Below are 5898 nucleotides of genomic sequence, written 5' to 3' on the forward strand. Positions count from 1 at the left end.
TGAACTTACTCATCCCAACCTCATGCCTCGCAGCCCAATCAAGAATAGCCGCTCCAAAAGCACCACTCTGACTCATAAAAGCAATCCCACCAAACTCAGGCCTAGCCTGCCTCTCCGGAGGATTAAAGTTACAATCAAAGCTATTCTCTAAATTTGTCACACCTAAACAGTTAGGCCCTATAATTCTAATTCCCCATTTTCTTGCTCTCCTTACCAATTCTTCTTCCAAATCTGCTTTTCCAGCTTCCTTAAAGCCAGCTGAAATAACTATTGCTCCTTTAACTCCCTTTTGCCCGCACTCATCGATAATTTGAGGGACGAACCTTGCCGGGACGGCTATAACGGCAGCGTCAACTTCGTCAGGAATATCTTTTATACTCCCATACACTTTGAACTTTTTTCCATTAACCTTGATTTCTCCGCCCTTGACATTAACAGCATAAATTTTTCCGCTGAAACCTCTCATTATGGAGCACATTATAGCATTTCCAACTTTTCCAGAAATATTTGAGGCACCAATAACTGCCACACTCTTTGGGTAAAACAGCACATCAAGATTCCTCACCTTTTTCACCTCTTGGATATTTTATCCAATCCTAGAAACTTTACATTTATAAAGGTTTTGCTCTTTTGGATGCGAATGATAAATCACTAAAATAAATCTAAACAAAGAAATCAGGAGTTAAATAATGTGATTTCATCTTTGTGCTTTTTTAAATCCCTTAGAAGGGTAACAGAAGTTTAGAATTGCTTTTCTACTGCTGGCTGGAGAGTATCCCCAACCACAAAAGTTTTTTAGGCTCTTCTCATAGCCCATAAAAGGTGAGAGAAGTGAAAAAGATGGACAAGTTTGAAGTATTGCAGGATTTGATGAGGCGGAGAGGCTTTGCATGGGGAAGCTTTGAGATATATGGTGGTAGTGCTGGTTTTTATGATTATGGTCCTCTTGGAGCTAGTATAAAGAGAAAAATCGAACAGAAAATTAGAGAAGCCTTTCAGAGGGAAGGTTTCTTCGAGCTTGAAACTCCAACAATAACCCCTGAGGAAGTTTTCATAGCCTCGGGACACGTCGAAAAGTTTGTTGACCCTCTAGTCGAGTGCCAAAAGTGCGGCTTACGCTTTAGAGCAGATCATCTGGTAGAAGAAGCTTTGAATGTAGATACAGAGGGGATGAGTGCAGAGCACTTAACCGAACTCATAAGAGAACATGATATAAAATGTCCCGAATGTGGCGGCGAGCTTGGGGAAGTTTGGTATTTTAATTTAATGTTCGAGACGTTCATAGGTCCATACAAGGATAAAAAAGGGTATTTAAGACCTGAAACAGCCCAGGGCTTATTTATAAATTTCAAACGTTTGAATCACTTTGCGAGAAATCAGCTTCCTTTTGGTGTATTCCAGATAGGAAAGGCATATAGAAATGAGATCTCGCCAAGACAGGGCATGATTAGGCTTAGAGAGTTCACCCAAGCAGAGGCGGAGATATTCTTCAACCCCAAGGATACTGAACATCCGCACTTTGAAGAGGTAAAGAACGAGATTTTAAGGCTCTATCCCATAGAACACCAGCTCAAAGACCTTGGAATGATCGAGATGAGTCTTGAGGAAGCCGTTAAAAAAGGCCACATAATGAACACTTTCTTTGCCTATTATATGGCGGTCGTCAAGAGAACACTCTCGGACATAGGAATACCCGAAGAAGCCATACGCTTCCGTCAGCAGCTTCCGGAGGAGAGAGCCCACTACTCAAGTGATACATGGGATGTCGAGATTAAGAGTGAGCGTTTTGGATGGGTTGAGTGCGTTGGAATTGCCTATAGGGGAGATTACGACCTGAGCAGGCACATAAAGAAGAGCGGGGAAGATTTGACGGTTTTAATTCATTACAAAGAACCGAAGATTGTGAAGCGTCTAAAACTCTCCCTGAATATGAAGAAGGTTGGTCCAAAGCTTAAGGGGGATGCAAAAAAGGTTAATGAAAAGCTTCAAGCAATGGACGAAATAGAAATCAAAAAGCTCGTTGAAAGGCTTAATCAAATCGGGAAAATAACGCTTAATGGATATGAGCTTGAAAAGGAGGATTTCATAATCAGAGAAGTCGAGGAGAGGATAACAGGCGAAAAAATAGTACCTCATGTACTCGAACCGAGTTTTGGTATCGATCGTCCGTTCTACCTGCTTCTTGAGAATTCCCTCACGATGGACGAAGACGGCAGGGTCTACCTAAAGCTGAAGAAGGATATGGCACCCATAGAAGTTGCTGTACTCCCTCTCGTAGCTAAGGAGCCCTTGAAAACCATCGCCTACAGAATCTTTAGAATGCTACAAAAAGAAGGCTTCATAGCCGTCTACGATGAAAAAGATACCGTAGGGAGGCGTTATGCACGCTACGACGAAATAGGAACACCTTACTGCATAACGGTGGACAATCAGACCCCTGAAGATGGCACAGTGACAGTAAGGGATAGAGACACAAGAGGGCAGATAAGGGTTAAGATTGATGAGCTCCCGGAGAAGCTGAGGGAGCTTATTTTTGGAGGGTAATGTTCCATACCCCTTCCAAACTTTATGGTGATATCACCTTAAGAAACTTCCTCATTGGCTTCTCCTTGTAGGGAGGAAAAAGTGATGAAAATCCACTTAATATACAGGCGCATTCCAAACAGGATTTTAGAAAGAGAAGATGACCTTATTGCAGATTTAGGAGACATTATAGTTGCGAAAGCAAAGTTTGAGGGCATGCTCGCTCCTTTAAGAGTTAATGGTGTTAAGGCTATTGAGAATGGCTACTTTATGATTTACTTCGCCTTCGTCGGCAAAAACTACGATATTTTGAAGGTCTACGATAGAGAAGGGAATTTTAAAGGCCTGTATGTCGATGTGCTGGCATATACAAAGCGATATGAGAATACGCTGGAGATGCTCGACCTGTTTTTGGACATCTTCATATTCCCCAATGGAGAGCACTTCCTATTAGACGAAGAAGAGCTTGAGATGGCACTTAATTACGGCATAGTTGATAAGGAGACTGTTGACTTCGCTTATAACATAGCAAGGGAAATAATGGAAAAAATTGAGAAAGGAGAATTCCCGCCTAAGATTGTGTGGGAGTACTCACTTTCCGGGCATTATGAAGCGGAGGGGAATGCACATGATTAAGGAAACCAAAGATGGAGTAATTCTGATGCTCTACGTCCAGCCAAAGGCGAAGAGGAACGGGATTGATGGGATAGATGAATGGCGGAAGCGTTTAAAGGTTAAAATCAAAGCCCCGCCGGTTGAAGGCAAAGCGAACAAGGAAGTGGTAAAGTTCTTCTCAAAGCTCTTTGGGCGAGAGGTGGTTATAATCCGGGGGGAAACCTCAAGGGAGAAAGACCTGCTCATCAAAGGCTTGAAAGTTGAAGATGTGAAGGAAAAACTGAACATAAAGTGAATTCCCACGTACAGCTCCAAAGATGTTCCTTGAAAACCGGGAAGGTAAAACCGTTAAAAAGTTAAAAGTTATAGGCTAAGTGTTATACCACGCCAATACCTTTTTAATCGGGCTGTTGGGGGGGAGGAAAACTTCCAGGTGGAGGTTTTTGGTTTGGAGGATTTCGAAAAGTTTCCTGTTACGGGCTTTAGGAAAACCCTTATATAGTTTTTCGACTTTTGATTATATTATGCAGATTCGAAAATTTGTAAACCGAGAAGAAGAGCTGAAAACACTCGAAAAGCTGTATGAGAAGAAAGGCTTCACCCTCGTTCTCGTCACCGGGAGAAGGAGGATTGGAAAGAGCAGACTTGTTAGGGAATTTCTCAAGGACACGAGCGCCATAGCAGTGCAGTTCGAGAAGAGGGTCTGGGAGTACAATCTAGGGAAACTCAACAGGGCAATAGGGGAACACTTTGGAATTCCCTCGCCGAATTTCTCGACCTTTAGCGATGCCTTCCGCTTCATAGTCTCTCAATCGCAGGAAAGGGTGGTAGTCTTTCTCGATGAATTTTCGTACCTGCTCCGATATTCCGATGTTGAGGCTGAGTTCCAGAGCATAGTGGACGAAGTCCTTCCGGAAAGCAACATCATGTTAATCCTATCTGCTTCCTCGGTGGGGATGCTTAAGAGGAGCTTTTTCAACTACTCAAGCCCCCTCTACGGGAGGAGCGACGCAACGCTCAACCTCCCGCCGCTGAGGTTTAAGCACCTCTTCGAGTGGTTCAATGAAATAGCGCCGGACGATGCCGTTAAGCTCTACGCTGTAACCTCAGGAGTCCCGAGATACTTGGAGCTTTTTAATGGAAGGAACGTTGAAGGCGAAATCGAGGAGAACTTCTTCAATCCCAACGCATTCCTCTTCAGGGAAGCGAAGGAGCTCCTTGAGGAAGAACTTAGGGAGCCCGAAACCTACTACACAATCCTTGAGGCGGTAGCCAAGGGCAAGAGCAGGGTGAATGAGATAGCCCAGTACTCCTACGTCGAGCCCAAGAACACTGCCCGCTACATGAGGATCCTTGAGGAGCTGGGAATATTGATGAGGGAGCTCCCAGTAGGAAGGAAAGCGAAGAGGGGCATCTACCGCTTTAAAGATTTGTACTTCGCCTTCTGGTTCAGATTTGTTGCCCCGTACTTCGAGGAGATTGAGAGCGGGTTTCCAGATGGCGCGCTGGAGGAGTTCAGGACAAACTTCAACCACTACCTTGGCTTTGCCTTTGAGGAGATTGCAAAACAGTTCCTTATCGAGCTGAACAGAGGAAGAAAGGTACCATTCCGCTTCACGAAGATCGGTCGCTGGTGGTACAAAGGTGAGGAGATTGACCTTGTCGCTCTGAATGAAAGGGAGAAAAAAGCCCTCCTCATTGAAGTTAAGTGGAAACGCCTTAACGAGAGGGATGCACGGGGAATTCTGAAGGATTTGGAGAGGAAGGCGAAGCTAGTTGGGCTTGATGGCTGGAAAAAGCATTATGGCATTGTAGCAAAGGAAATTGAGGGGGAAGAGGGGCTGAGGGAAGGGGGATACATCGTATGGGACTTGGAGGATTTCGAAAGGCTTATGGATGCATACTGTCAGGATAACGGGGCATCACCACCAGGGTAGGCAAGATGGCTTCTTTTTCTGAAGAATCATCAAGAACTCAAACCCTACTGCTTATCCTGACAGTACGTATGGAGGAACCGAATTCTATTTAAGTCTTCAGTGGGATGTATAGATTGGTGGAGGTTGTGAGCGAGGTGGTTAAAAGATTGGAGAGAATTGAACGTCTCCTCATAGAGCTGAACTCAAAAATTGACAACTTCCTTGGTTATGAGGACTTAAGCGCGGAGGAACATGAAGAGCTGAGAAAAATGCGTGAAGAGGTTAAGAAAGGGGGGTTCGTCAGCTTTAAGGAGCTTTTTGGCGATTGAGATTTGAGAGGGAAAAGGCTTATCGCTTCTGAAAAACTCCGAAAGGCTTATTTCTTCTTGCGATGAAGTTTAGTGGGTGGTGGCTTTGTCGCTTCTTGCGTTGACTGGAATGTTCATCTTCGGAGGGAAGAAAGAAAAGAAAAAAGCCGATGAGAGAAGCGAAAGAGAAGAGTACGAAAGGGAACTCGAAGAACTGAGCAAAAGATACGGCATCCCGAAAGAAAATATCAAAAAAGTGGCACTATTTAGAGTTTACAATGGAGAACAAGTAAGAATCTTGCGAAAAGCACTCGGAATTCCGGAAAAAGATATTTGAAGTGCTAGATGCCGGGTACACGGAGCCATTCAAACATATATATTATCACACCATGAAAAAAATGGCATGAAAGCTCAAAGGGGCCATACAGAGCGCATCTCGCGCAAATCCACCCAATTCTGGCGGTAGTTGCAGCAGAACACACAAAAACATACACGCGGGAGGTAGGACACGCAATCGGGAACGCGTTAGATAGGAT

The 5898-nt window shown here is 44.2% G+C and carries 7 protein-coding genes; 6 read left to right on the forward strand and 1 reads right to left on the reverse strand.

What is annotated here, in order from left to right; all coding sequences use genetic code 11:
* Positions 1–565: CoA-binding protein (locus tag ACXJGZ_RS05855; RefSeq protein ID WP_456398597.1), on the reverse strand; the 565-nt coding region annotated here is incomplete at its 3' end.
* A gap of 275 nt (positions 566–840) precedes the next feature.
* Between ACXJGZ_RS05855 and glyS the strand changes: the two genes are divergently transcribed.
* The 6 genes from glyS (at position 841) to ACXJGZ_RS05885 (ending at position 5699) form a co-directional block, all read left to right on the forward strand.
* Positions 841–2544, forward strand: a complete 1704-nt coding sequence (gene glyS, locus ACXJGZ_RS05860) for a glycine--tRNA ligase (RefSeq protein WP_456398599.1) — start codon at positions 841–843, stop codon at positions 2542–2544.
* Between the two features lie 84 nt (positions 2545–2628).
* On the forward strand, positions 2629–3159 hold the full coding sequence (locus ACXJGZ_RS05865; RefSeq protein WP_456398589.1) for a ribonuclease FAU-1 family protein: 531 nt from the start codon (positions 2629–2631) through the stop codon (positions 3157–3159).
* A complete protein-coding gene (locus tag ACXJGZ_RS05870; protein WP_456326154.1) occupies positions 3146–3433 on the forward strand; it encodes a DUF167 domain-containing protein in 288 nt (95 codons plus the stop codon). The genes ACXJGZ_RS05865 and ACXJGZ_RS05870 overlap by 14 nt, the downstream gene beginning before the upstream one ends.
* A gap of 229 nt (positions 3434–3662) precedes the next feature.
* Positions 3663–5075 carry an ATP-binding protein gene (locus ACXJGZ_RS05875; RefSeq protein WP_456398591.1) on the forward strand — a complete coding sequence of 471 codons (1413 nt, stop codon included), beginning with the start codon at positions 3663–3665 and terminating at the stop codon, positions 5073–5075.
* Positions 5076–5200: 125 nt separating this feature from the next.
* Positions 5201–5383, forward strand: coding sequence for a hypothetical protein (locus tag ACXJGZ_RS05880; RefSeq protein ID WP_456398593.1), 183 nt, complete (start codon positions 5201–5203; stop codon positions 5381–5383).
* Between the two features lie 76 nt (positions 5384–5459).
* Positions 5460–5699: a hypothetical protein gene (locus ACXJGZ_RS05885; protein WP_456398595.1), complete on the forward strand. Its 240-nt coding sequence runs from the start codon at positions 5460–5462 to the stop codon at positions 5697–5699.
* Positions 5700–5898: the final 199 nt, after the last annotated feature.

The sequence above is a fragment of the Palaeococcus sp. (in: euryarchaeotes) genome (assembly GCF_053987695.1).

What these genes read in the sequence shown, in the direction of transcription:
- glyS (WP_456398599.1), top strand. Translation starts at nt 841, where the DNA reads ATGGACAAGTTTGAAGTATTGCAGGATTTGATGAGGCGGAGAGGCTTT.
- ACXJGZ_RS05865 (WP_456398589.1), top strand. Translation starts at nt 2,629, where the DNA reads ATGAAAATCCACTTAATATACAGGCGCATTCCAAACAGGATTTTAGAA.
- ACXJGZ_RS05875 (WP_456398591.1), top strand. Translation starts at nt 3,663, where the DNA reads ATGCAGATTCGAAAATTTGTAAACCGAGAAGAAGAGCTGAAAACACTC.
- ACXJGZ_RS05870 (WP_456326154.1), top strand. Translation starts at nt 3,146, where the DNA reads ATGCACATGATTAAGGAAACCAAAGATGGAGTAATTCTGATGCTCTAC.